Genomic DNA, 20,880 nt, shown 5'->3' with positions numbered 1-20,880 from the left:
ATCCTAATCGAAATGAATCAAAAAATCAGAATAAAATTGAAATCATACGATCATAGCCTGGTGGATAAGTCATCAGAGAAGATCGTTAAAGCGGTGAAAGCTACCGGAGCCATTGTTGTTGGGCCAATTCCTTTGCCAACCAAAAAGGAAAAGTTCACTGTTTTGAAATCTCCACACGTAAACAAAAAGGCTAGAGACCAATATCAGCTTTGTACTTACAAAAGATTAGTGGATATCTATAGCAATAGTTCCAAAACTGTTGATGCTTTGATGAAGATTGAACTTCCAAGTGGAGTTGATGTTGAAATCAAAGTCTGACAGTAAAAAAAACTGATAATTGAAAAACCTGTTCGCCATGGCGAATAGGTTTTTTCTTTTGTTGGACCTGAAGTACAAGGGAAATCAATTGGTTTGGACAGGTTAATCCCATGTCTATCCAATTTATTTTTGTAAATAATTGAAAATATTAAAGTTGGGGTTTGTAAGGTGAAATTAAATTTCTAACTTTGCAGTCCTTAAAAAGGGCCCATGTGCTTAAGCACTTGGGTTTCAAGTTTATTATACAACAGAAGATGTCTGGAATAATAGGTAAAAAAGTAGGAATGACTAGCATTTTCAGTGCCGATGGGCGTAATGTCGCATGCACGCTAATAGAAGCTGGTCCTTGCGTAGTGACGCAAGTAAAAAATGTAGAAACAGACGGGTACAACGCTGTTCAGTTGGCATTTGGTGAGCGAAAAGAGAAGAATACTCCTAAGCCACTTATCGGTCATTTCAAAAAAGCCGGTACAACGCCAAAGCAGAAAGTTGTGGAATTCAGAGACTTCAGGGTCGAATTCGAAGGTCAGGTTGATCTTGGTAAATCAGTAAAAGCTGAGGAAGTGTTCGTTGAAGGTGACTTCGTTGATGCTATCGGAACTTCTAAAGGAAAGGGTTTCCAAGGTGTGGTAAAACGTCATGGTTTTGGTGGTGTGGGTGGACAAACCCATGGTCAGCACAACAGACAGAGACATCCAGGTTCTATTGGTGCTTGTTCCTGGCCATCCAGGGTATTCAAAGGAATGCGTATGGCAGGTAGAACTGGTGGTGACAGGGTTAAGGTGATCAATTTGAGGGTCCTCAAAATCTATCCTGAGAAGAACTTGTTATTGGTAAGTGGCTCTGTCCCTGGTCCAAAAAATTCTTTCGTTATTCTAGAGAAGTAAGAAAATGGAATTAGCAGTATTAAAACATAACGGTGAAGACACAGGTAGAAAGGTTAATCTTTCTGATGACATTTTCGCGATAGAGCCTAATGATCACGCTATATACCTGGATGTAAAGCAATATATGGCTAACCAAAGACAGGGAACCCATAAATCCAAAGAGAGAAATGAGGTTGCCGGTTCTACCAAAAAAATCAAGAAACAAAAAGGTACCGGGGGTGCCAGAGCTGGTTCTTTAAAATCACCTGTATTTAGAGGTGGAGGTAGAGTATTTGGTCCTAAGCCAAGAGATTACTCTTTCAAATTGAATAAAAAATTGAAGCAATTGGCAAGAAAGTCAGCTTTGACATATAAGGCTAAGGAAAACAGTTTAATGGTATTGGAAAATATTTCTTTTGAAACTCCTAAGACCAAAAACTACCTTGCTTTGTTGAACGGTCTTTCTTTATCAGATAAGAAAACGCTTTTGGTTCTTCCGGAAAATAACAAGAATGTCTATTTGTCCAGCAGAAATTTACCTAAGGCAAAGGTGATTACAGTTGACAGTGTGAATACTTACGAACTGTTGAATGCCGACAACTTGGTATTGTGTGAAGGTTCTGTAAGTAAGTTAGAAACCCTTTTATTGAAGTAAAAAGATGCAGATACTTAAGAAACCTTTGATTACGGAAAAGATTTCTGCGATGAATGAACAAGGAGTTTACGGATTCGTAGTTGAAAAAACTGCTTCTAAGCCAGAAATCAAAAGAGCCGTAGAAAAAATGTATGGTGTAAAAGTGGAGGATGTGCGTACTATGAGATATGCAGGTAAGCCAAAAACCAGATACACCAAAACAAAAATCGTATCAGGTTACAGCAATGCCTACAAGAAGGCAATTGTAAAAGTAGCCGAAGGTGAAATAATTGATTTTTACGGAGAAATTTAATTGAATCAAAATCATGGCAGTTAAGAAATTAAAGCCTGTTACCCCAGGGACCAGATTCAGAGTTGCTCCGGCATTTGATGAGATTACTTCATCAAAGCCTGAAAAATCTCTATTGGCCCCTAAGAAAAAGACAGGCGGTAGAAATAATGTAGGTAAAATGACCTCCAGATATATTGGAGGTGGCCACAAACAAAGACTTAGAATCATTGATTTTAAGAGAGAAAAGTTTGGCGTTCCGGCTGTAGTTAAGTCTATTGAGTACGATCCAAACAGGACTGCACGTATCGCATTGTTATACTATGTAGATGGTGCTAAGACCTACATTATCGCTCCGGAAGGTTTGCAAGTCGGACAAACAGTGATTTCCGGAGAAAGTGTTGCACCTGAAGTTGGCAACGCAATGAATCTGGTAAATATCCCTTTGGGTACAATAGTTCACAACATTGAACTGAAGCCTGGAAAAGGTGGAGCTATTGCCAGAAGTGCCGGTGGTTATGCTCAGGTAGTAGCCAGAGAAGGTAAATACGTGACAGTAAAATTGCCTTCAGGTGAAATGAGAATGGTGTTAGGTACCTGTATGGCTACCGTAGGTACGGTATCCAATGCCGATCACATGAATGTAGTATTAGGTAAAGCTGGTAGAAATCGTTGGTTGGGAAGAAGACCAAGAACCAGAGGTGTGGCTATGAACCCAGTTGATCACCCAATGGGTGGTGGTGAAGGCCGTTCTTCAGGAGGTCATCCAAGATCAAGAAAAGGTTTGCTTGCCAAAGGTAAGAAGACCAGATCACCTAAAAAGTATTCTAACAAATTCATTATCGGTAAAAGAACCAAATAATTATGGCACGTTCATTAAAAAAAGGTCCTTATATAGAACATCACTTGGCAAAAAAGGTGGATGCAATGAACGAATCCGGGAAAAAATCTGTGATCAAGACTTGGTCAAGAAGATCTATGATCTCTCCGGATTTCGTTGGCCATACCTTTGCTGTGCATAACGGGAACAAATTTATTCCGGTGTTTGTAACAGACAACATGGTAGGTCATAAGCTTGGAGAATTTGCACCTACAAGAAACTTTAGAGGTCATATTGCCAAAAAAGATAAAGGAAAGAGATAATCATGGAAGCAATAGCAAGATTAAAAAACGTTCCTACTTCTCCTCGCAAAATGCGATTGGTAGCTGACCTTGTAAGAGGTAAAAGAGTAGGGCAGGCATTGAGCATATTGAAGTTTACTCCCAATCATGGAGCTATTAAATTAGAAAAACTTCTTCTTTCTGCTGTGGCCAACTGGCAGGCAAAAAACCCTGACGAGAAATTGGAAGATGCTGATTTATACGTGAAAACCATCTTCGTTGATGGGGGACGTATGTTGAAGAGGTTGAGACCTGCTCCTCAAGGTAGAGCACATAGAATTCGTAAAAGATCAAATCATGTAACCCTCATTGTAGATTCATTCAATGCAGGAGTTACCGCTGATGAAGTAGAAACAACAGAAAAATCTAATTAAAATCAGACTATGGGACAAAAGATAAACCCAATTGGTTTTAGACTTGGAGTGATCAAAGGTTGGGATTCCAACTGGTATGGAGGCAAAGATTTTGCTGATAAGCTGTATGAAGACCAGCAGATCAGAAAATATGTCAACGCCAGAATTCCTAAGGGAGGTATCTCCAAAGTTATCATCGAAAGGACTTTGAAGAGAATCACCCTTACAATCCATACCGCACGTCCAGGGGTAGTCATTGGTAAAGGTGGTGCTGAAGTAGATAAGTTGAAAGAAGAATTGAAAAAATTGACCAACAAAGATGTTCAGATCAACATTTTTGAAATCAAGCGTCCTGAACTGGATGCTAAATTGGTCGGCGAATCAATTGCCCAACAACTTCAAGCCCGTATCTCTTTCAGAAGAGCCATGAAGCAATCTATTGCTGCGGCAATTAGAGTTGGAGCTGAAGGTATCAAAGTGAAACTTTCAGGAAGACTTGGCGGTGCTGAAATGGCAAGATCAGAAATGTACAAAGAAGGAAGAATTCCTTTGCATACATTGAGAGCCGACATCGACTATGCAGTTTCTGAAGCCAATACAGTGTATGGTATCATTGGTATCAAAGTTTGGATCTTCAAAGGTGAAGTTTATGGAAAGAGAGATCTTTCTCCAAATGTAGGAGCCGCAAGTGAGCCAAAAGCAGCTGCTGCTGGAGCCAGAGGCAAAAGAAGAGAAGGTGCAGGCCCAAAAAGAAGAAAGAGAAATAACTAATTTTCACCGTTAAGTGAGAAATCATGTTACAGCCGAAAAGAACGAAATTTAGAAAAATGCACAAGGGTAGAGTCAAAGGACTTGCTCAAAGAGGACATACGCTCTCTTTTGGCAACTTTGGAATAAAATCCCTTGAACCAGGATGGATAACCTCCCGTCAAATTGAGGCAGCCCGTATTGCCATGACGAGAGCAATGAAAAGAGAAGGCCAAGTTTGGATTAGGATTTTCCCTGATAAACCCATCACCAAAAAACCTGCAGAGGTTCGTATGGGTAAAGGAAAAGGTGCTCCTGAATATTGGGTAGCCGTAATCAAGCCAGGAACAATCCTCTTCGAAGCAACCGGCGTAAGCCTTGAAGTTGCACAGGAAGCATTGAGATTGGCACAACAGAAACTTCCAGTAAGTACAAGATTCGTAGTACGTAGAGATTACGTTGGATAATTAACACTATGAAAAACTCAGAAATCAGATCACTTTCAGAAAGTGAAATCGCAGAGCGATTAGCCGCTGAGCAGGAAAACTTGACCAAGTTAAGATTTGCCCATGCTATCTCTCCAATTGAGAATCCGAATAAAATTAAGGAATCAAGACGTGCAATCGCGAGATTGAAAACGATCTTGAAAGCAAAACAATTAGCTAAATAAGAAAAACAATGGCTACTACTGAGAGAAATCTTCGTAAAGAAAGAATAGGAAAAGTAGTCAGCAACAAAATGGATAAGTCCATTACAGTTGCCGTGGAAAGAAAGGTAAAACACTCTATCTACGGTAAATTTGTTGCGAAGACTACCAAATTTATGGTTCATGACGAGAAAAATGATGCGCATGAAGGCGATATCGTCAAGATAAGCGAAACTCGTCCGCTGAGTAAAAACAAGCGTTGGAGATTAGTAGAAATTATAGAAAGGGCTAAGTAATCATGATACAACAAGAATCCAGATTAGGCGTAGCGGATAATTCAGGCGCTAAAGAAGTCCTTGTGATCCGTGTATTGGGTGGAACCAAGAAGAGATATGCTTCCATCGGTGATAAAGTTGTGGTGACTGTTAAGTCTGCTCTCTCTTCCAGCAACATGAAAAAAGGTACCGTTTCAAAAGCGGTTATCGTAAGAACGAAGAAAGAAATCAGAAGAAAAGACGGTTCATATATCCGATTTGAGGATAATGCTGCAGTTCTTTTGAACAACAATGACGAGCCAAGAGGTACCCGTATATTCGGACCTGTTGCAAGAGAATTGAGAGAGAAGCAGTTTATGAAAATTGTGTCTTTAGCCCCAGAAGTATTGTAATCATGGAAAGAAAATTCAATAAGCAACCAAAATTGCATATAAAGACAGGTGATACTGTGAAAGTATTGTCTGGAGATGATAAAGGCAAGACAGGTAAAGTCCTTTCCGTAAATCTTCAAAAAAGAAGAGCTATTGTAGAAGGTTTGAACTTGGTTACCAAACATGTGAAACCAACTGCAGCCAACCCACAAGGTGGTATAGAGAAGAGAGAAGCTTCTATTCATGTAAGTAACCTGATGTTGGTAGATCCTAAAACAGGAGAAGCTACCAGGATTGGAAGAAAGCTTGGAGATAACGGTAAATTAGTTAGGTATTCTAAGAAAACAGGGGAGGTGATCAATGGCTAAGCCTAGAGTAAAAGAAAGATATAATGCTGAAATCGTTCCGGCTTTGAAGGAAAAATTCCAGTATAAATCAGTGATGGAGGTTCCTAAACTTTCCAAAATTGTGATCAACAAAGGTATAGGTGCTGCCGTGGCAGATAAGAAATTGGTTGACCATGGCGTTGAAGAACTTACCCTGATCGCAGGTCAAAAGGCTGTTGCAACCATAGCCAAAAATTCGGTTTCCAATTTCAAATTGAGAGAAGGAATGCCTATCGGCGCTAAAGTTACCCTAAGAGGTGACAAAATGTACGAATTTCTTGACAGGTTGATGACCGTGGCTCTTCCCCGTGTAAGAGATTTCAAAGGTATCAGTGACAAAGGCTTTGATGGAAGAGGGAATTATACCTTGGGTGTGACCGAACAGATCATTTTCCCGGAGATCAGTATTGAGAAAGTGAACAAAATTTCCGGCATGGACATCACTTTCGTTACTACAGCTAATACAGATGAAGAAAGCTATGCGCTTTTGAAAGCTTTCGGGATGCCTTTTGTTAACAAAAATAACTAAGAAAAATTATGGCAAGAGAGTCACTAAAAGCTCGCGAGAGAAAAAGAGAAAGACTTGTAGCAAAGTATGCTAAGAAAAGAGCAGAATTAAAAGCTGCAGGTGATTTCGAAGCTTTGGACAAATTACCTAAAAACTCTTCTCCTGTGAGATTGCACAATAGATGTAAACTCACTGGTCGTCCTAAAGGATACATGAGAAAGTTTGGTATCAATAGGGTTACCTTCAGGGAGATGGCTTCCGCCGGTAAAATCCCAGGTTTAACCAAGTCTAGCTGGTAAAAATCAAACAAGAGTTTTTATTCTAAAAATCATTGTGTAACTTTGCACGCCCGTAACGGGACAGTGCCGTTAGACTAATATAATTATGACTGATCCAATAGCTGATTATCTAACAAGATTGAGAAATGCCATTAAGGCTTCTCATAGAATCGTTGAGATACCTGCTTCTAATATTAAGAAGGAAATTACGAAGGTGCTTCATGATAAAGGATATATCCAAAACTATAAATTTGAGGAGAATGGTCCTCAGGGTACTATTAAAATAGCTTTGAAATATAATCCTGCCACCAAGCAGAATGCCATCGTTAGCCTGTCAAGAATTAGTAAGCCAGGTTTGAGAAAATATGTAAAACATGAAGATCTACCTAGAGTTATCAATGGCCTAGGTGTTGCCATCCTTTCCACTTCAAAAGGTGTTATGACCGATAAAGAAGCAAGAACAGAAGGAATTGGTGGAGAAGTACTTTGCTACGTATATTAAAAAACCGTCATGTCTAGAATAGGTAAAAAACCAATAAATTTACCTGCGGGTGTTACTGTAGACGTGTCAGCATATAATGTTGTCACTGTTAAAGGTCCCAAAGGTACGCTAGTGAGGGATGTGAATCCCGACATCGCTGTGAAGGTTGAAGGCAATTCAATTGTCCTGGAAAGACCCACAGACTCTAAAAGACATAAGTCTCTACACGGATTGTACCGTTCATTGGTCAACAACATGGTTGTTGGTGTATCTGATGGATTTAAAAAAGAACTTGAATTGGTCGGTGTAGGTTATAAGGCGTCTAACCAAGGTCAGGTTTTAGAACTAGCCTTAGGTTATTCTCACAACATTTTCTTTGCATTGCCTGAGTCCATTTCACTTAAGACAGATACCCCTAAAGGTAAAAATCCATTGGTGACTTTGGAAGGAATTGACAAAGAATTGATTGGCCAAGTTGCTGCAAAAATCAAATCGTTGCGTAAAGTTGAGCCTTATAAAGGCAAAGGTATACGTTTCGTTGGTGAAAATGTTAGACGTAAGGCTGGTAAAACTGCTGGTAAAAAATAATAAAAATGGCTTTTAATAAGAATCTAAGAAGACTAAGAATCAAAAAAAGTATCCGTAGAAAAATTTCCGGTACAGATTCTAGACCTCGTTTGTCAGTATTTAAAAGCAATACTGGTATATACGCTCAGTTAGTAGATGACCTTAAAGGTCATACCCTTGCGCATGCTTCTTCTAAAGAACTTGGTTCAGTATCCAATACCAATATATCTGTATCCAAAGAAGTGGGTAAGAAACTTGCTGAAAGAGCAGTAGCTAATGGAGTCACTGAAGTTGTTTTCGACAGAAGTGGATACATTTATCATGGTAATGTAAAAGCTCTTGCCGATGGTGCAAGGGAAGGAGGCCTTAAATTTTAATAGATATTATGTCTCAAGTAAGAAGAAAACCCATTAGGGCAACAGATACAGAATTAAAAGAGAAAGTAGTAGCTATCAACCGTGTTGCTAAAGTAGTAAAAGGTGGTAGAAGATTTTCTTTCTCTGCAATTGTGGTTGTAGGCGACGGAAACGGCGTTGTTGGTTATGGTCTTGGAAAAGCCAATGAGGTAACTGATGCAATCACTAAAGGAATCGAAGATGCTAAGAAAAATCTTGTAAGAGTTCCTGTTTTGAAAGGTACTATTCCTCATGAGCAGCTTGGTAAATTTGGTGGAGGCTTTGTGTTGATCAAGCCAGCAGCTGCAGGTACGGGTGTAATTGCCGGTGGTGCTATGCGTGCTGTTTTGGAAAGTGCCGGTGTTACGGACGTTTTGGCTAAATCCAAAGGTTCTTCTAACCCACACAATGTGGTAAAAGCAACTATTGATGCCCTGGTTCAGTTGAGAGACGCAATCGCTGTTTCCCAACAAAGAAGTGTTAAAATGTCAAAAGTTTTTAACGGGTAAGAAGATGGCTAAGATCAAAATAACTCAGGTTAAAAGTACAATTAAAAGACCAAAAGATCAGAAAGCAACTATAATTGCTTTAGGTCTTGGTAAAATCAACAGGACTGTAGAGGTTGAAAACAACCCTGCAATCGCTGGTATGGTAAGAAAAGTAAGTCACCTTGTAAAAGTGGAGGAAGCTTAATTATGAAATTACATACATTAAAACCTGCTGAAGGTTCAGTAAAATCCAGAAAAAGGATAGGTCGTGGAACCGGATCCGGTAGGGGTGGAACCTCTACAAGAGGTCATAAGGGTGCAAAATCCAGATCAGGTTACAAGTCTAAGCTCGGATTTGAAGGTGGTCAGATGCCTCTTCAGAGAAGAGTTCCTAAATTTGGATTCAATAGCCTAAATAAAGTAGTTTATAAACCTATCAATTTAAATGTGTTGCAAGAACTTGCTACACAGTACAATCTGGACACTATTTCCTTTGATTCATTAGTGGAGCATGGGTTGGTTTCCAAAAAAGATCTTGTAAAAGTGTTAGGTAGAGGCGAACTTACAGCCAAATTAAATGTAAGTGCTCACTCTTTCTCTGCTTCTGCTGTTGAAGCTATCGAAAAAGTAGGCGGAACAGTAAACAAGCTTTAATTAGATGAAAAAATTTATCTCAACAGTTAAGAATATCTTTTCTATTGAAGATTTAAGGATCCGTATTTTGAATACTATTGGATTTCTGGTAGTATTCAGACTGGGTTCTTTTATCGTATTGCCTGGTGTTGATCCATCCAAATTAGGTGATGCTCCTGAAGGTATCTTTGGACTGATTGATACCTTCCTTGGTGGTGCATTCAGTAATGCTTCCATCTTTGGATTGGGAATCATGCCATACATTTCTGCATCTATCGTGTTGCAGTTGTTAACTGTTGGAGTTCCATACTTTCAAAAGCTTCAGAAAGAAGGAGAATCCGGTAGAAAAAGAATCAATCAGATCACTAGGGTGCTGACCATCGCAATTACAGTTGCACAGGGTATTGGCTATATTACTGCTACTATTCTTCCAACAGGAGCTGTTATGGTAAGTACTTCTCTCTTTATGTTCAGTTCATTGGTATTGCTTTCTGCTGGAACAATGTTCTGTATGTGGTTGGGAGAGAAAATTACTGAAAAAGGTATTGGGAATGGTATTTCAATGCTGATTATGATCGGAATCATTTCCAGGTTCCCTGGCGCAATAATTGCTGAAGTCTTATCAAAAGGAACTTCAGGAATGTTGTTGCTGTTGATTGAAGCTGCTGTTCTATTCTTTGTGGTGTTGGGTGTTGTAGCCTTGACGGAAGCCACAAGAAGGATACCGGTGCAATATGCCAAGCAAGTAGTAGGAGGAAAAGTTTATGGTGGTCAAAGGCAATATATTCCTATCAAGGTAAATGCTTCTGGTGTAATGCCAATTATCTTTGCCCAGTCATTGATGTTCCTGCCTGCATTAATTGCACAGATTTGGTCAGCAGAAAGTGATATTGCAAATTATATTGGAAGTACCTTCAGTGATTTTACATCTTGGCAGTATAACCTTGTATTTGCGCTGATGATCATCCTCTTTACATTCTTTTACACTGCAATAACAGTTAATCCTGAGCAAATTGCAGAAGATTTGAAGCGTAATGGTGGTTTTGTTCCCGGTATAAAACCAGGTGCTCCTACAGCTGATTTCATTGATAATATCATTTCAAGAATTACTTTACCCGGCTCCATATTGTTATCTGTGGTGGCTGTTTTACCTGCCTTTGCGATAATTGCCGGTATAGGTGGAGAATTTGCCCAATTCTATGGGGGTACTTCTTTACTGATCATGGTAGGGGTAATCATGGATACCCTTAGACAAATTGAAAGTTACTTATTAATGAGACATTACGAAGGAATGATGAAAAGTGGAAACATGAAAAACAATCCTTCTAATTATGCAGCCGCAGTATGATTCATTATAAAACTTCCGAGGAAGTTCAGATAATCAAAGAAGGCGCTCAGATATTAGGTAAAGCTCACGGAGAAGTAGCAAAATATATTAAAGAAGGGGTAAAGACCTCTTTCCTGGATAAGATAGCAGAAGAGTACATCAGAGATAATCATGGTGTACCTTCATTTAAAGGTTACAATGGATTTCCTGCTTCCTTATGTATCTCTGTCAATGAGGTGGTGGTGCACGGTTTTCCTAGTAATTATGTTTTGAAAGATGGCGATATAATCTCAGTGGATTGTGGAGTCTTTCACCAAGGTTTTCATAGCGATTCCGCTTATACTTACCCTGTCGGTGAAGTTTCCCCCCAAGTATTGTCATTGCTAAAAGCAACTAAAGAGTCTCTCTATCTTGGTATTGAAAAGGCCGTTTTTGGTAATAGGATTGGAGATATAGGCCAGACTGTTCAAAAGTTCGTAGAAGCTAAAGGTTTTACTGTAGTGAGAGAACTGGTAGGGCATGGATTAGGTAGAAATCTCCATGAAGCTCCCGAAGTTCCAAATTATGGAAAAAAAGGGAGTGGACCGATACTTAAGGATGGTTTGGTCATTGCCATAGAACCTATGGTCAATCTGGGAACCAGGAATATTGTTCAGGAAAGAGATGGATGGACTATCAGGACTGCTGATAGGAAACCATCTGCACATTTTGAACATACAGTAGCAATCTTTGAGGACAGAACTGAAATATTGACTACACACCAGTATATAGAAGAAAATTTTAAATTCTAATATGGCAAAACAGACATCTATAGAACAAGATGGTACGATCATAGAAGCATTGTCAAACGCAATGTTTAAGGTGGAATTGGAAAATGGTCATCAATTGATTGCCCATATTTCCGGTAAAATGAGAATGAACTATATAAAGATCCTTCCAGGTGACAAAGTAAAATTGGAGTTGTCCCCTTATGATCTTTCAAAAGGCAGAATCGTTTATAGATACAAATAAAATGTCATGAAATGAGCCTATAGCATTTAATGGGTTGTTAAGTGTTTATAAGCGAATTCCATGTGGCAATTGAAAATAAATTTAATACACATGAAAGTTAAGGCATCAATTAAGAAGAGAAGTGTTGACTGTAAAGTAATCCGTAGAAAAGGAAAGCTTTATGTCATCAACAAAAAAAATCCTAAGTTTAAACAAAGACAAGGTTAATCATTATGGCAAGAATTGCAGGTGTTGACATACCAGACAACAAACGTGGTGAAATCGGCTTGACCTACATATTCGGTATCGGTAGGAGTTCAGCCAGAGCTATCCTGGAAAAAGCAGGAATTTCTTTTGACAAGAAAGCCGGTGAGTGGAATGATGAAGAATCAACCGCTATCAGAACTATAATCAATGAAGAATACAGAACTGAAGGTGCTCTTAAGTCTGAGATTCAATTGAACATCAAGAGATTGATGGATATCGGGTGTTACAGAGGTCTAAGACACAGAAAAGGACTTCCTGTCCGAGGTCAAAAAACCAAAAATAACGCAAGAACTAGAAAAGGTAAGAGAAAAACTGTTGCCAATAAGAAGAAGGCAACTAAATAAATCTTGAATTAGATCATGGCTCAGAAAAGAAACGATAAAGCTAAAGGTAAAAAAAGAGTAGTTAAAGTAGAAGCTGTTGGCCAAGCGCATATCAAAGCTTCCTTTAACAATATCATCATCTCTATTACCAATAATTCTGGTCAAGTGATTTCATGGGCTTCTGCCGGTAAAATGGGTTTCAGAGGTTCTAAGAAAAACACTCCATATGCAGCACAAATGGCAGCACAAAATTGTGGTCAGGCGGCATATGACTTAGGATTAAGAAAGATTGAGGTTTTTGTAAAAGGTCCGGGTGCAGGTCGTGAGTCTGCCATCAGAACTTTACAGAATGTTGGTTTAGATGTTACTACGATTATTGATGTGACTCCACTTCCTCACAATGGTTGTCGTCCTCCAAAACGTAGAAGAGTTTAATTTCTTAAAGAAAATATAGAATGGCAAGATATACAGGTCCAAAGGCAAAAATCGCCAGAAGATTCGGTGAGCCTATCGAAGGATACAGCAAAGCTCTCCAGAAGAAAAACTATCCTCCAGGACAACATGGAAGAGGTAGAAGAAAAAAGCAATCTGAATATGCAATCCAGCTTGCTGAAAAACAAAAGGCAAAATACATCTATGGCGTATTGGAAAGACAGTTCGCTAAAATGTTCGATATTGCTTCAAGAAAACAAGGTATCACAGGTGAAAACCTACTTCAATTATTGGAATCCCGATTAGATAATACTGTCTATAGGTTGGGTATTTCCCCAACTAGAAGAGGTGCAAGACAGCTTGTTTCACATAAGCATATTCTTGTTAATGGGGAAGTGGTGAATATACCTTCCTATACCCTTAGGCCAGGTGATGTGGTAAGTGTTAGAGAGCGTTCAAAATCTCTTGAGGCAATTACAAACAGCCTAGCCGGAAAAAGTAACCGTTATCCTTGGTTAGAGTGGGATAACACCTCCTTAGCAGGCAAGTTCGTGTCAATTCCTTCAAGAGATGATATTCCTGAGAATATCAAAGAACAATTGATCGTCGAACTTTACTCTAAATAATAAACTTTCAGACTTAAATAGAACTATTGATATGTCCATATTAGCATTTCAAATGCCCGAGAAAGTGGTGATGGAAAAAGCCGATGACTTCCACGGTTTGTTTACCTTCAAGCCACTAGAAAAGGGCTATGGGGTCACCATCGGTAATGCCTTGAGAAGGATTTTGTTATCTTCTCTGGAAGGTTATGCCATTACCTCCGTGAAGCTTCCAGGAGTGGTTCACGAATTTTCCACAATTGAGGGTGTTGTAGAAGATGTGACTGATATCATCCTTAACCTGAAGCAGGTAAGATTCAAAAAAGTCCATGATTCCATAGACGGAAAAATCACTGTAGAAGTTAAGAATCAGTCTGTTTTCACCGCTGGAGATATCGCCAAGTTCACCTCTTCTTTTGAGGTATTAAATTCTGATCTGGTCATTTGTCACCTGGATGAATCAAAAAGTTTTGAAATCGAATTGACAGTTGAAAAAGGTAGAGGTTACCTTCCTGCAGAAGAATCAAAACCTAAGGAACAGGTATTCGGTGTAATACCAATTGACGCCATCTTTACGCCCATCAAAAACGTAAAGTACAGTGTTGAAAATACCAGGGTTGAGCAAAAAACCGACTTTGAAAAGTTAATCCTTGAAGTGACAACAGATGGGTCTATACATCCAGAAAAGGCACTTCAGGAATCTGCCAAAATCCTGATCCAACATTTCATGTTGTTCTCTGACCAGACAATGGTATTGGATTCAACCGGGAAGTCTGAGCCAGAACCAATTGACGAAGAGTTCTTGCACATGAGAAAGCTTCTTAAAACGCCTCTTGGGGATTTGGATCTTTCTGTACGTGCTTTCAACTGTTTGAAAGCTGCTGATGTTAAGACTCTTGGGGACCTTGCGAAATTAGAGATTTCTGACATGATGAAATTTAGAAATTTCGGTAAGAAATCTTTGGCAGAGCTTGAGCAACTTATCCAGGAAAAAGGTCTGACCTTCGGTATGGATTTATCTAAGTATAAACTTGATGAAGAATAATTAAAATGAGACACGGTAAGAAATTCAACCACCTTGGCAGGACAGCAAGTCATAGGAAAGCCATGCTTTCCAATATGGCAAACTCCCTGATTCTTCACAAGCGTATTTCTACAACGCTTGCCAAGGCTAAGGAGCTAAAAAAATATGTAGAGCCTCTGATTACAAGAGCTAAAGAAGATACAACCCATAATAGAAGGGTAGCATTTTCCTACCTGCAAAGCAAAGAAGGCATCAAAGCTTTATTTGGTGAAGTAGTCGAAAAAATCGGCAATAGAGCAGGTGGATATACGAGAATTATCAAAACAGGATTCCGTCTTGGAGATAATGCTGAAATGTGTATCATTGAGTTGGTAGATTTCAATGAATTGATGTTGAAAGAAGCTAAACCTGCCAAGAAAACTACCAGAAGAAGTAGAAGAGGTTCAGGTAAGGCTGAATCTGCTGCTCCAGCTGCTAAAGCTGAAGCTACAAAGGCAGAAGAGCCAAAAGCTGAAGAAAACAATGAAGAAAAATCCGCTGAATAATTCATGTTGGATTTTCAAATATATAAGGGGATTGAACTTTGGTTCAATCCCTTTTTTTATTTCCATGTTATTTTCACAAGGCTAATACCCTAAAAATACTTAACTTTGGCAACCTTTAATTTATAAGATGAACAAACAAAAAGCTTCACTTCTTTTGGCGGATGGCACCCTCTTTAGTGGTACTTTAATTGGAAGTCCTGGTACTAATGGTGGTGAAATCTGTTTCAATACCGGAATGACCGGATATCAGGAAATATATACAGATCCTTCTTACACAGGTCAGATTATTGTGACCACGACATCCCATATTGGAAATTATGGGGTAATCGATTCAGAAGTGGAATCAGATCATCCCACAATTGCAGGGATTGTGGTAAACAGCTTTTCTGAAGTCTATAGTAGATTGGATGCCAGTGGTTCATTGCAGGATTATCTTGTTAAATATGGCATTACTGGAATTGCCGATATTGATACCCGAAAACTGGTAAGGCATATACGATCTAAGGGAGCAATGAATGCCATCATCAGTTCTGAGTTCGAAGATGATTTAGCAGGGCTAAAGGCCCAATTAAATCTAGTTCCGGATATGAACGGCTTGGAATTGTCTTCTAAAGTATGTACAAAGGAACCATTTTACTTTGGGGATAGAAACTCCCAGATCAGAGTAGCCTGTTTGGATTTTGGGATCAAATTAAATATCCTTAGAAACCTGGCGGACAGAGGGGTTTATTGTAAAGTGTTCCCTGCAAAAACAACACTTTCTGAAATGGAAAGCTGGAATCCAGACGGATATTTTCTTTCCAATGGACCCGGAGATCCTGCGGTGATGGATTATGCTGTCAAGACCACCAAAGAAATACTGGCAACCAACAAGCCTGTATTTGGAATTTGTTTAGGCCATCAGATCCTTGCAGAAGCTTGTGGCATTTCCACCTACAAAATGCACCATGGTCATAGAGGACTAAACCATCCAATCAAGAATCTTTTGACCGGTAAAAGTGAAATCACTTCACAAAACCATGGTTTTGTGGTCAAAAGGGAAGATGTGATAAAAAGCGATGAAGTGGAAATCACCCATGTACATTTGAATGACAATACAGTGGCTGGCATCAGGCTTATCAATAAACCTGCTTTTTCAGTTCAATACCATCCTGAATCCTCTCCAGGGCCTCATGATTCAAGGTATTTATTTGATGATTTTATATCTTTAATGCATAAAAATTAACAACTCTTAAACCTTTTACATTATGACATTGATTCAATCGATTCATGCTAGACAAATTTTAGACTCCAGAGGGAATCCAACTGTAGAAGTTGATGTGGTGACCGAAAATGGTGCTTTTGGAAGAGCAGCGGTTCCAAGTGGTGCTTCAACAGGTGTTAATGAAGCCGTTGAACTTAGAGACGGAGATAAATCAAAATATCTTGGAAAAGGAGTTCTCAAGGCAGTTTCAAATGTAAACGATGTAATAGCGCCTGAATTGGTAGGCTTAGATATATTTGAGCAAAACCTTATCGATAGGATCATGATTGATCTGGATGGAACTCCTAATAAGAGCAAACTTGGCGCAAATGCTATCCTTGGTGTTTCATTGGCTGTTGCCAAAGCAGCTGCTATGGAATCTGGCCAGCCTCTTTATCGCTATATAGGTGGTGTAAACGCCAATACACTCCCAGTTCCAATGATGAATATCATTAATGGTGGTTCCCACTCTGATGCTCCAATTGCTTTCCAGGAATTTATGGTAAGGCCTGTTGGTGCTTCCAGTTTTTCTGAAGCTATCAGAATGGGCTGTGAAATTTTCCATCACCTGAAAAAAATCCTTCATGATAAAGGCTTAAGTACAGCAGTGGGCGATGAAGGAGGTTTTGCGCCTAATTTCTCTGGCGGAACAGAAGAAGCCTTGGGATGTATTTTGGACGCTATCTCAAAAGCAGGATACAAAGCAGGTGATGATGTTACTATCGCTTTGGATTGTGCGGCATCTGAATTTTTCAAGGATGGAAAATATGATTACTCTAAGTTTGAAGGTCCTTCAGGAAAAATAAGAAGTAGGGAAGAGCAAGTCGCTTATCTTGCTGAACTTGCTGAGAAATATCCAATAGACTCTATAGAAGATGGTTGTGCTGAAGAAGATTGGGATGGTTGGGCTATGCTGACTGCAAAAATAGGAGACAAAATCCAACTTGTTGGAGATGATTTATTTGTGACTAATGTTAAATTCCTCAAAAGAGGTATTGAAGAAAAGTCAGCCAACTCAATTCTTGTTAAAGTAAATCAAATTGGAACATTAACCGAAACATTGGATGCCATTGCTCTTGCCCACAAAGCTGGTTTTACAGCAGTGATGTCGCATAGATCTGGAGAAACTGAAGATTCTACCATTGCTGATCTTGCAGTCGCGACCAATTGCGGTCAAATTAAAACAGGTTCGGCTTCAAGGTCTGATAGGATGGCTAAATATAACCAGCTGCTAAGAATAGAAGAGCAATTAGGTGAATCGGCCTATTTTCCCGGAAAATGAGCCAATAATTTTATAAGTGTTTGATATTTTATTTAAAAGACAGCCCCTGGGCTGTTTTTTTTATTTTAATGTTTAATAAGCCAGAAACTCAATCAAAATTTCCGATGAAAGTGAATTTTTAGGGTAATGGCCGTTTTTTTATTAGATTCAGACCGAAACTAAATCAATAACCAATATGAGAATAATTTATGCTGCCCTTGTATATTTGGGATTGACATTTACGTCATTTGCCCAAAGTAACCCTCTATGGTTGAGGTATCCGGCCATTTCCCCAGATGGAAAAGAAATTGTATTCGGTTACAAAGGAGACCTGTTTAAAGTTAAAACTGAAGGTGGAACTGCATTCCCCCTAACCCTTCATGAAGCTCATGATTTTATGCCAGTTTGGAGTCCCGATGGAAAGCAGATTGCTTTTTCGAGTGATCGTTATGGTAATTTTGATGTTTATGTGATTCCATCAAATGGGGGAGAGGCTAAAAGATTGACTTATCATTCTGGAAATGACTTTCCTTGGGATTTTAGCCCGGACGGAATGCATATCATTTTCAGTTCTCCGAGGAATGACTTGCAATCCTCAGTCCGTTTCCCAAACAAAGGCCTATTTGGAAAATTGTACAAAGTACCTGTAGCGGGGGGAAGAAATACTTTGATTTCAACTGCAGGGTTTCAATTTGCAAACTATGATGCCAATGGAGGTAAAATCATATTCCAAGATAGAAAAGGATATGAAGATGAATGGAGAAAACACCATACTTCATCTGTGACCAGAGATATTTGGGTTTATGATTTGGCAACCAAGAAATATACCCAGGTCAGTGATTTTGAAGGGGAGGACAGAGAACCTCTTTTTTCAGCAGATGGTAAATTTGCTTATTACTTGAGTGAGAAGAACGGATCACAGAATATATTTAAAAGAGAAATTGCCAATGGTCAAGAAATGCAATTGACCTATTTCGAAGACCATCCCGTCAGACATCTCAGCAGGTCAAATAATGATTTATTGACTTTTTCATGGAATGGTGAAATTTATACCCTTAAAGAGGGTGAACAGCCCAAAAAAGTGAACATTTCAATCTTTGCAGACTTTAGAGGGAACGAAGAAAAAATTGTTTCTGTCAACGGTGGGGCCACCGAAATGGCGCTATCCCCAAATGGAAAAGAAATTGCATTTGTATTCCGAGGAGAGATTTTTGTCACTGCTGCTGATAACAACCTGACCAAAAGGATCACCAATACCTCAGCACAGGAAAGAATGCTTAGTTGGTCTGAGGATGGAAGAACTCTTTATTATTCTACTGAAAGAGGAGATAGTTGGGATATTTTTAAAGCAAGTATTGTTAGAAGTGAAGAACCGTACTTTTTTGCAGCTACCCTGATCAAAGAAGAGCCAGTCATAGCTTCCGAAAAAGATGAGTTCCAACCAGTAGTATCTCCCGATGGCAAGGAGATAGCCTATCTGGAAGAACGAAATATATTAAAGGTATTTAATCTTGCGAATAAAACTGCCAGGACCATTATTCCTGAAGGACAGAATTTTTCTTACAGTGATGGAGACCAGGATTTCACCTGGAGTCCCGATAGTAAATGGATCATTGCAAAAAATGCTTTGGGTTATTTCGGTGCAAGCCACATGGTATTGTATGATGCTTCCAGAACCCAAGAAGGCATTAATTTGACCAATAGTGGATTCTCAGATGGAGGGGGGAAATTTGCTATGAAAGGAAAGGCCTTTATTTGGGTCAATGATAAAGACGGGAAAAAACCTTTGGCATACCAAGGCGCTAGAGAATTGGATATTTATGCTATGTTTTTTGATAAAGAAGCCTACGATAGATTCCGATTGAGTAAGGATGAATTTGATTTGGTCAAGGAAAAAGAAGATAAGGAAAAGGATAAGAATAAAGAAAACGGGAATAAAAAAGAGGATGGGCCTTTGGTCTTAGATGTAAAAGATATTGAAAACAGAAAGCTAAGATTAACTACCGGATCAGTCAATTTATCCTCTTTTGAGATGGCCCCGGATGGTGACAAGCTTTTCTTTATGGCCAGTTTCGAGGATAAATATGATGTCTGGTCTTTGGATACAAGAACAAAGGAATTGAAGTCTTTGGCAAAAACCAATTCAGGTCCAGGGACAATTAAATTGGATAAGGAAGGAAAAAACCTTTTTGTCTTGGCCAATGGCAAAATCTCTAAGGTCGAAACAGCAAGTGGTAAAATTTCCAATGTAGGAATCAGTGCCGAAATGGTTCTGAATACTGCAGGGGAAAGGGAGTACATTTTCCATCATGCTTGGAGGCAAGTAAAGAAGAAATTCTATGATCCTAAATTGCACGGCATTGATTGGAACATGTATAGGGAAAATTATGCAAGGTTTTTACCTCATATCAACAACAATTATGATTTCCAGGAATTACTAAGTGAAATTCTGGGAGAACTCAACGGATCTCATACAGGAGGAAGATATTCCCATAGACCTGAAAATGGTGACGAGACGGCATCTTTGGGGCTTTTTTACGATGAAATGGCTTCTGGAAACGGATTGAAAATTGAAGAAATCATTACAGGGGGACCTTTAGATAAAGCCCAAAGTAAAGTAAAGGCTGGGCATGTGATTGAAAAAATAGATGGGGTGGAAATCAATGATGCTATGGACTGGAATATTTTGCTCAATAGAAAAGCAGATAAAAATGTACTCTTAAGCATGTATGATCCGGTATCAAATAGCAGGTATGAAGAGACGGTGAAACCTATAGCCAATGGAGCAGAGAATGCTCTCCTTTACAAAAGATGGGTTGATTCTATGAGAAAAATGGTAGATAAGCTCAGTAACGGGAAAATCGGTTATGTGCATGTTCAAGGGATGAACGATGGTAGTTATAGGGTCGTGTTTGATGAGGTATTGGGTAGAAATGCAGACAAGGAAGCTTTGATTGTGGATACAAGATTCAATGGAGGAGGCTGGTTGCATGAAGACCTTTCCACTTTTCTGGATGGTAAACCTTATGCTACCTTTAGACCCTATGGATTTGTTTCCAAGGGAGGGGAACCAAGGGACAAATGGTCCAAACCAAGTGTAGTATTGATGAGTGAAAGTAACTACTCTGATGCCCATGCTTTTCCATATGCCTATAGGGCCAAAGGAATTGGTAAATTGATCGGTATGCCTGTTCCTGGAACCAGTACGGCCGTTTGGTGGGAAACACAAATTGATCCTACTATAGTATTCGGAATTCCAATGATCGCTTTCTACGGAATTGCGGAAGACCGTCCTTTGGAAAATCTTCAATTGGAGCCGGATATTAAAGTAGCAACCCCATTTGAAGAGATTCTTCATGGAAAAGATGCTCAGATTGAGGCAGCAGTGAAAGAGCTGTTAAAAGAAATCCAATAGTTCCTGTTTTGCCGCGAAAAAAGAGCTATCCAATATTAGGATAGCTCTTTTTTTA

At 39.2% G+C, this 20,880-nt stretch carries 33 protein-coding genes; all 33 read left to right on the top strand.

Annotated elements, in window-relative coordinates; all coding sequences use genetic code 11:
• The first annotated feature begins 12 nt into the window (after positions 1–12).
• The 33 genes from rpsJ to ACFSKV_RS11715 all read left to right on the top strand — a co-directional run bounded on the left by rpsJ (position 13) and on the right by ACFSKV_RS11715 (position 20,825).
• Entirely contained in the window at positions 13–318 is a 306-nt protein-coding gene (rpsJ, locus tag ACFSKV_RS11875) for a 30S ribosomal protein S10 (protein ID WP_009183381.1), read from the top strand.
• Between the two features lie 254 nt (positions 319–572).
• A complete protein-coding gene (rplC, locus tag ACFSKV_RS11870) occupies positions 573–1,205 on the top strand; it encodes a 50S ribosomal protein L3 (protein WP_380802892.1) in 633 nt (210 codons plus the stop codon).
• Between the two features lie 4 nt (positions 1,206–1,209).
• The gene (gene rplD, locus ACFSKV_RS11865) at positions 1,210–1,839 is read left to right on the top strand and encodes a 50S ribosomal protein L4 (RefSeq protein ID WP_380802890.1); all 630 of its coding nucleotides are present in this window, start codon (positions 1,210–1,212) and stop codon (positions 1,837–1,839) included.
• A 4-nt stretch (positions 1,840–1,843) separates the two neighbouring features.
• On the top strand, positions 1,844–2,131 hold the full coding sequence (gene rplW, locus ACFSKV_RS11860) for a 50S ribosomal protein L23 (RefSeq protein WP_380802889.1): 288 nt from the start codon (positions 1,844–1,846) through the stop codon (positions 2,129–2,131).
• A gap of 13 nt (positions 2,132–2,144) precedes the next feature.
• Positions 2,145–2,969, top strand: coding sequence for a 50S ribosomal protein L2 (rplB, locus tag ACFSKV_RS11855; RefSeq protein WP_380802888.1), 825 nt, complete (start codon positions 2,145–2,147; stop codon positions 2,967–2,969).
• A 2-nt stretch (positions 2,970–2,971) separates the two neighbouring features.
• Positions 2,972–3,250 carry a 30S ribosomal protein S19 gene (rpsS, locus tag ACFSKV_RS11850; RefSeq protein ID WP_106566639.1) on the top strand — a complete coding sequence of 93 codons (279 nt, stop codon included), beginning with the start codon at positions 2,972–2,974 and terminating at the stop codon, positions 3,248–3,250.
• Positions 3,251–3,252: 2 nt separating this feature from the next.
• Complete coding sequence (gene rplV / locus ACFSKV_RS11845; protein WP_123949903.1) at positions 3,253–3,642, top strand: 50S ribosomal protein L22; 390 nt, start codon at positions 3,253–3,255, stop codon at positions 3,640–3,642.
• 9 nt (positions 3,643–3,651) lie between these two features.
• Positions 3,652–4,392, top strand: a complete 741-nt coding sequence (gene rpsC, locus ACFSKV_RS11840) for a 30S ribosomal protein S3 (RefSeq protein ID WP_380802885.1) — start codon at positions 3,652–3,654, stop codon at positions 4,390–4,392.
• A 23-nt stretch (positions 4,393–4,415) separates the two neighbouring features.
• Positions 4,416–4,835, top strand: coding sequence for a 50S ribosomal protein L16 (rplP, locus tag ACFSKV_RS11835; protein ID WP_123949905.1), 420 nt, complete (start codon positions 4,416–4,418; stop codon positions 4,833–4,835).
• An 8-nt stretch (positions 4,836–4,843) separates the two neighbouring features.
• A complete protein-coding gene (rpmC, locus tag ACFSKV_RS11830; RefSeq protein ID WP_380802883.1) occupies positions 4,844–5,038 on the top strand; it encodes a 50S ribosomal protein L29 in 195 nt (64 codons plus the stop codon).
• 8 nt (positions 5,039–5,046) lie between these two features.
• Positions 5,047–5,310: a 30S ribosomal protein S17 gene (gene rpsQ, locus ACFSKV_RS11825; protein WP_123949907.1), complete on the top strand. Its 264-nt coding sequence runs from the start codon at positions 5,047–5,049 to the stop codon at positions 5,308–5,310.
• Between the two features lie 2 nt (positions 5,311–5,312).
• Complete coding sequence (gene rplN / locus ACFSKV_RS11820) at positions 5,313–5,681, top strand: 50S ribosomal protein L14 (protein WP_009183371.1); 369 nt, start codon at positions 5,313–5,315, stop codon at positions 5,679–5,681.
• A 2-nt stretch (positions 5,682–5,683) separates the two neighbouring features.
• Positions 5,684–6,028 carry a 50S ribosomal protein L24 gene (gene rplX / locus ACFSKV_RS11815; protein ID WP_380802879.1) on the top strand — a complete coding sequence of 115 codons (345 nt, stop codon included), beginning with the start codon at positions 5,684–5,686 and terminating at the stop codon, positions 6,026–6,028.
• Positions 6,021–6,575, top strand: coding sequence for a 50S ribosomal protein L5 (gene rplE / locus ACFSKV_RS11810; RefSeq protein ID WP_380802876.1), 555 nt, complete (start codon positions 6,021–6,023; stop codon positions 6,573–6,575). Before rplX ends, rplE begins: the two co-directional genes overlap by 8 nt.
• Positions 6,576–6,583: 8 nt before the next feature.
• Positions 6,584–6,853 carry a 30S ribosomal protein S14 gene (gene rpsN, locus ACFSKV_RS11805; protein ID WP_380802874.1) on the top strand — a complete coding sequence of 90 codons (270 nt, stop codon included), beginning with the start codon at positions 6,584–6,586 and terminating at the stop codon, positions 6,851–6,853.
• A gap of 85 nt (positions 6,854–6,938) precedes the next feature.
• Complete coding sequence (gene rpsH / locus ACFSKV_RS11800) at positions 6,939–7,334, top strand: 30S ribosomal protein S8 (protein ID WP_380802872.1); 396 nt, start codon at positions 6,939–6,941, stop codon at positions 7,332–7,334.
• A 9-nt stretch (positions 7,335–7,343) separates the two neighbouring features.
• Positions 7,344–7,901, top strand: a complete 558-nt coding sequence (rplF, locus tag ACFSKV_RS11795; RefSeq protein ID WP_380802869.1) for a 50S ribosomal protein L6 — start codon at positions 7,344–7,346, stop codon at positions 7,899–7,901.
• A 5-nt stretch (positions 7,902–7,906) separates the two neighbouring features.
• Complete coding sequence (rplR, locus tag ACFSKV_RS11790; RefSeq protein ID WP_380802866.1) at positions 7,907–8,257, top strand: 50S ribosomal protein L18; 351 nt, start codon at positions 7,907–7,909, stop codon at positions 8,255–8,257.
• 8 nt (positions 8,258–8,265) lie between these two features.
• Entirely contained in the window at positions 8,266–8,784 is a 519-nt protein-coding gene (gene rpsE / locus ACFSKV_RS11785) for a 30S ribosomal protein S5 (protein WP_380802864.1), read from the top strand.
• Positions 8,785–8,788: 4 nt separating this feature from the next.
• Complete coding sequence (rpmD, locus tag ACFSKV_RS11780; RefSeq protein ID WP_009183363.1) at positions 8,789–8,968, top strand: 50S ribosomal protein L30; 180 nt, start codon at positions 8,789–8,791, stop codon at positions 8,966–8,968.
• A 2-nt stretch (positions 8,969–8,970) separates the two neighbouring features.
• Positions 8,971–9,417, top strand: coding sequence for a 50S ribosomal protein L15 (gene rplO / locus ACFSKV_RS11775; protein WP_380802861.1), 447 nt, complete (start codon positions 8,971–8,973; stop codon positions 9,415–9,417).
• 4 nt (positions 9,418–9,421) lie between these two features.
• Entirely contained in the window at positions 9,422–10,744 is a 1,323-nt protein-coding gene (gene secY / locus ACFSKV_RS11770) for a preprotein translocase subunit SecY (RefSeq protein ID WP_380802859.1), read from the top strand.
• The gene (gene map / locus ACFSKV_RS11765; RefSeq protein ID WP_380802856.1) at positions 10,741–11,514 is read left to right on the top strand and encodes a type I methionyl aminopeptidase; all 774 of its coding nucleotides are present in this window, start codon (positions 10,741–10,743) and stop codon (positions 11,512–11,514) included. Before secY ends, map begins: the two co-directional genes overlap by 4 nt.
• 1 nt (position 11,515) lies before the next feature.
• Positions 11,516–11,734: a translation initiation factor IF-1 gene (infA, locus tag ACFSKV_RS11760; protein WP_040480068.1), complete on the top strand. Its 219-nt coding sequence runs from the start codon at positions 11,516–11,518 to the stop codon at positions 11,732–11,734.
• A 90-nt stretch (positions 11,735–11,824) separates the two neighbouring features.
• Entirely contained in the window at positions 11,825–11,941 is a 117-nt protein-coding gene (rpmJ, locus tag ACFSKV_RS11755; RefSeq protein WP_009034194.1) for a 50S ribosomal protein L36, read from the top strand.
• Positions 11,942–11,946: 5 nt separating this feature from the next.
• Positions 11,947–12,324, top strand: a complete 378-nt coding sequence (gene rpsM / locus ACFSKV_RS11750; RefSeq protein ID WP_380802852.1) for a 30S ribosomal protein S13 — start codon at positions 11,947–11,949, stop codon at positions 12,322–12,324.
• A 15-nt stretch (positions 12,325–12,339) separates the two neighbouring features.
• Positions 12,340–12,738 carry a 30S ribosomal protein S11 gene (gene rpsK / locus ACFSKV_RS11745; RefSeq protein WP_380802849.1) on the top strand — a complete coding sequence of 133 codons (399 nt, stop codon included), beginning with the start codon at positions 12,340–12,342 and terminating at the stop codon, positions 12,736–12,738.
• 20 nt (positions 12,739–12,758) lie between these two features.
• On the top strand, positions 12,759–13,361 hold the full coding sequence (gene rpsD / locus ACFSKV_RS11740; protein WP_380802847.1) for a 30S ribosomal protein S4: 603 nt from the start codon (positions 12,759–12,761) through the stop codon (positions 13,359–13,361).
• Between the two features lie 31 nt (positions 13,362–13,392).
• Complete coding sequence (locus ACFSKV_RS11735) at positions 13,393–14,382, top strand: DNA-directed RNA polymerase subunit alpha (protein WP_380802845.1); 990 nt, start codon at positions 13,393–13,395, stop codon at positions 14,380–14,382.
• 5 nt (positions 14,383–14,387) lie between these two features.
• Positions 14,388–14,906: a 50S ribosomal protein L17 gene (gene rplQ / locus ACFSKV_RS11730; RefSeq protein WP_380802842.1), complete on the top strand. Its 519-nt coding sequence runs from the start codon at positions 14,388–14,390 to the stop codon at positions 14,904–14,906.
• Between the two features lie 127 nt (positions 14,907–15,033).
• The gene (carA, locus tag ACFSKV_RS11725; RefSeq protein ID WP_380802840.1) at positions 15,034–16,131 is read left to right on the top strand and encodes a glutamine-hydrolyzing carbamoyl-phosphate synthase small subunit; all 1,098 of its coding nucleotides are present in this window, start codon (positions 15,034–15,036) and stop codon (positions 16,129–16,131) included.
• Positions 16,132–16,153: 22 nt separating this feature from the next.
• A complete protein-coding gene (gene eno / locus ACFSKV_RS11720; RefSeq protein ID WP_380802838.1) occupies positions 16,154–17,431 on the top strand; it encodes a phosphopyruvate hydratase in 1,278 nt (425 codons plus the stop codon).
• Between the two features lie 175 nt (positions 17,432–17,606).
• Positions 17,607–20,825, top strand: coding sequence for a S41 family peptidase (locus tag ACFSKV_RS11715; RefSeq protein ID WP_380802836.1), 3,219 nt, complete (start codon positions 17,607–17,609; stop codon positions 20,823–20,825).
• Positions 20,826–20,880 lie beyond the last annotated feature (55 nt).

Origin of the sequence: Shivajiella indica (assembly GCF_042683085.1) — a bacterium.
Classification (GTDB): Bacteria; Bacteroidota; Bacteroidia; order Cytophagales; family Cyclobacteriaceae; genus Shivajiella; species Shivajiella indica.
Note: the sequence above shows the minus strand (reverse complement) of the source record. Positions and strands in the feature narration are given on the sequence as shown.

Excerpts from the sequence above, each read along its gene's own strand:
- rpsJ (WP_009183381.1), top strand. The coding sequence starts at position 13 with ATGAATCAAAAAATCAGAATAAAATTGAAATCATACGATCATAGCCTG.
- rplC (WP_380802892.1), top strand. The coding sequence starts at position 573 with ATGTCTGGAATAATAGGTAAAAAAGTAGGAATGACTAGCATTTTCAGT.
- rplD (WP_380802890.1), top strand. The coding sequence starts at position 1,210 with ATGGAATTAGCAGTATTAAAACATAACGGTGAAGACACAGGTAGAAAG.
- rplW (WP_380802889.1), top strand. The coding sequence starts at position 1,844 with ATGCAGATACTTAAGAAACCTTTGATTACGGAAAAGATTTCTGCGATG.
- rplB (WP_380802888.1), top strand. The coding sequence starts at position 2,145 with ATGGCAGTTAAGAAATTAAAGCCTGTTACCCCAGGGACCAGATTCAGA.
- rpsS (WP_106566639.1), top strand. The coding sequence starts at position 2,972 with ATGGCACGTTCATTAAAAAAAGGTCCTTATATAGAACATCACTTGGCA.
- rplV (WP_123949903.1), top strand. The coding sequence starts at position 3,253 with ATGGAAGCAATAGCAAGATTAAAAAACGTTCCTACTTCTCCTCGCAAA.
- rpsC (WP_380802885.1), top strand. The coding sequence starts at position 3,652 with ATGGGACAAAAGATAAACCCAATTGGTTTTAGACTTGGAGTGATCAAA.
- rplP (WP_123949905.1), top strand. The coding sequence starts at position 4,416 with ATGTTACAGCCGAAAAGAACGAAATTTAGAAAAATGCACAAGGGTAGA.
- rpmC (WP_380802883.1), top strand. The coding sequence starts at position 4,844 with ATGAAAAACTCAGAAATCAGATCACTTTCAGAAAGTGAAATCGCAGAG.
- rpsQ (WP_123949907.1), top strand. The coding sequence starts at position 5,047 with ATGGCTACTACTGAGAGAAATCTTCGTAAAGAAAGAATAGGAAAAGTA.
- rplN (WP_009183371.1), top strand. The coding sequence starts at position 5,313 with ATGATACAACAAGAATCCAGATTAGGCGTAGCGGATAATTCAGGCGCT.
- rplX (WP_380802879.1), top strand. The coding sequence starts at position 5,684 with ATGGAAAGAAAATTCAATAAGCAACCAAAATTGCATATAAAGACAGGT.
- rplE (WP_380802876.1), top strand. The coding sequence starts at position 6,021 with ATGGCTAAGCCTAGAGTAAAAGAAAGATATAATGCTGAAATCGTTCCG.
- rpsN (WP_380802874.1), top strand. The coding sequence starts at position 6,584 with ATGGCAAGAGAGTCACTAAAAGCTCGCGAGAGAAAAAGAGAAAGACTT.
- rpsH (WP_380802872.1), top strand. The coding sequence starts at position 6,939 with ATGACTGATCCAATAGCTGATTATCTAACAAGATTGAGAAATGCCATT.
- rplF (WP_380802869.1), top strand. The coding sequence starts at position 7,344 with ATGTCTAGAATAGGTAAAAAACCAATAAATTTACCTGCGGGTGTTACT.
- rplR (WP_380802866.1), top strand. The coding sequence starts at position 7,907 with ATGGCTTTTAATAAGAATCTAAGAAGACTAAGAATCAAAAAAAGTATC.
- rpsE (WP_380802864.1), top strand. The coding sequence starts at position 8,266 with ATGTCTCAAGTAAGAAGAAAACCCATTAGGGCAACAGATACAGAATTA.
- rpmD (WP_009183363.1), top strand. The coding sequence starts at position 8,789 with ATGGCTAAGATCAAAATAACTCAGGTTAAAAGTACAATTAAAAGACCA.
- rplO (WP_380802861.1), top strand. The coding sequence starts at position 8,971 with ATGAAATTACATACATTAAAACCTGCTGAAGGTTCAGTAAAATCCAGA.
- secY (WP_380802859.1), top strand. The coding sequence starts at position 9,422 with ATGAAAAAATTTATCTCAACAGTTAAGAATATCTTTTCTATTGAAGAT.
- map (WP_380802856.1), top strand. The coding sequence starts at position 10,741 with ATGATTCATTATAAAACTTCCGAGGAAGTTCAGATAATCAAAGAAGGC.
- infA (WP_040480068.1), top strand. The coding sequence starts at position 11,516 with ATGGCAAAACAGACATCTATAGAACAAGATGGTACGATCATAGAAGCA.
- rpmJ (WP_009034194.1), top strand. The coding sequence starts at position 11,825 with ATGAAAGTTAAGGCATCAATTAAGAAGAGAAGTGTTGACTGTAAAGTA.
- rpsM (WP_380802852.1), top strand. The coding sequence starts at position 11,947 with ATGGCAAGAATTGCAGGTGTTGACATACCAGACAACAAACGTGGTGAA.
- rpsK (WP_380802849.1), top strand. The coding sequence starts at position 12,340 with ATGGCTCAGAAAAGAAACGATAAAGCTAAAGGTAAAAAAAGAGTAGTT.
- rpsD (WP_380802847.1), top strand. The coding sequence starts at position 12,759 with ATGGCAAGATATACAGGTCCAAAGGCAAAAATCGCCAGAAGATTCGGT.
- ACFSKV_RS11735 (WP_380802845.1), top strand. The coding sequence starts at position 13,393 with ATGTCCATATTAGCATTTCAAATGCCCGAGAAAGTGGTGATGGAAAAA.
- rplQ (WP_380802842.1), top strand. The coding sequence starts at position 14,388 with ATGAGACACGGTAAGAAATTCAACCACCTTGGCAGGACAGCAAGTCAT.
- carA (WP_380802840.1), top strand. The coding sequence starts at position 15,034 with ATGAACAAACAAAAAGCTTCACTTCTTTTGGCGGATGGCACCCTCTTT.
- eno (WP_380802838.1), top strand. The coding sequence starts at position 16,154 with ATGACATTGATTCAATCGATTCATGCTAGACAAATTTTAGACTCCAGA.
- ACFSKV_RS11715 (WP_380802836.1), top strand. The coding sequence starts at position 17,607 with ATGAGAATAATTTATGCTGCCCTTGTATATTTGGGATTGACATTTACG.